This window comes from Actinomadura sp. WAC 06369, from assembly GCF_003947565.1.
GTDB classification, from domain to species: Bacteria; Actinomycetota; Actinomycetes; order Streptosporangiales; family Streptosporangiaceae; genus Spirillospora; species Spirillospora rifamycini.
Map to the genome: position 1 here is coordinate 1 of NZ_QHJN01000368.1, position 1424 is coordinate 1424.

A 1424-nucleotide genomic window follows, 5' to 3' on the forward strand; every position below is an offset into this window, starting at 1 on the left:
GTCCGGCGCGGCGGGCGGGTCGGGTTCGGTGGCGTTCGGGTCCGGGTCGGTGGCGGCCGGGTCCGCGCCGGGGACGGCGAGTTCGGTGGCGGCCGCGGGGTCCGGGGGCATGGACCGGCGGTCGCGCCGCGGGGTCGGGTCGCCGCTCATCGATCGCTCTCCCGTCGTCGGTCTCATGGAGTCCGACGGCCGGGACGGCGGCGAGGTTCGTCCCGCGCGGGCGGTTCAGCCCGTCGCGGTCGGTTCCAGTCCCCGCCGCGCGGCCTGCCGCTGGTGCCGGTTCAGCATGTCGGTGATCAGTTCGATGGCGTGCGGGGTGGTGGCGGCCTGCACGCCGCTCAGCCAGCGGCTCGCCTCGGCGAGCAGGTCCTCGGCGGACTCGTCGGACGCGTCGGCGGACCGGGCGTCGGCCAGCCGGCCGAGCACGGCGCCGAGCCGCAGGGGCGCGCCGGGGTGCCCGGACTCGGCGGCCCGCCGGTACCAGTCGGCGGCCCGTTCGAGGTCGCCCTCCAGCTCGTACACCCGGCCCAGCCCGAAGGCCACGTCGACCCGGCCTCCGTCCGTCGGACGCCCGAGTTCCTCGGGGTTCCAGGGTCGGACAGGCATACGATCACTCCGGTGTTCGGGGGCTGGAAACGGCATGCGGGAACGCCGCGCGTGCCGCGCTCGTCCCATGGTGACCGCCGCACCCGAAATCCGCCACCGATTTCGCCGATTCCGCCGGAACTCCTCCTTTCCCGTGCCGGTGCCGGCGGAAAGTCCCGCGCGCGGCCGCGGACACGGCGGCCGCGCGCGGCGGGGCGGGCTCAGCGGTCGCCGTAGCGGGCGAGCGCGTCTTCGAAGCCGTCGTGCCCGTCGGCGTAGGAGCGGAGCCGGACGGGGACGCCGCCGGCGGGGCCGGCCAGGCGTCCGGCGACCTCGCGCGGGTCGGCCAGCACTCCGCCGCCGAGCCGGACGGGGTCGCGCAGCACGGTGCGGTCGCCTTGCGCGCCGGAGACGAAGTCGCCGAGCACGAAGCCGTCGGTCTCGTTCCAGACGAGGGCGCGCTCCCCGAGGACGAAGGTCGCGTCCCGGGGGTCGGACGGGTCGAGCCAGACGTCGGCGAGCCGCACGCCGCCGGCCGCGAGTTCGTCGGCGACCGCGGTGATGTATCCGCGGGTGACGTCGACGAAGGGGTCCGGGTGAGGCAGGGGTCGAAGGTTGCCGGTCACTGGGAGCTCCCTCTCTGTATGACTTCAATCGAAGTATGGGAGATGGAATCCGATTTGTCCCATTTGGTGACCTAAATATCCCCCGGCGGGCAGCGCAAATCAACCCCCTCGGCCCCGAACCTCCTTTCCGCTCCGCCGTTCTCCGTGCCCGGCGACCCGGCGGCGGGCGCCTCGACCCAGGACGCCCGCCCCCTCCCCTACCGGGCCGCGCCC

General features: G+C 75.1%; 2 protein-coding genes. Both read right to left on the reverse strand.

Translation table 11 applies throughout. The annotated features are described in order from the left end of the window. Positions 1-225: 225 nt before the first annotated feature. A complete protein-coding gene (locus DMH08_RS39470; RefSeq protein ID WP_026403852.1) occupies positions 226-606 on the reverse strand; it encodes a sel1 repeat family protein in 381 nt (126 codons plus the stop codon). 200 nt (positions 607-806) lie between these two features. Further along, positions 807-1211, reverse strand: a complete 405-nt coding sequence (locus DMH08_RS39475; protein ID WP_125621404.1) for a DUF6292 family protein — start codon at positions 1209-1211, stop codon at positions 807-809. Between the last annotated feature and the right edge of the window lie 213 nt (positions 1212-1424).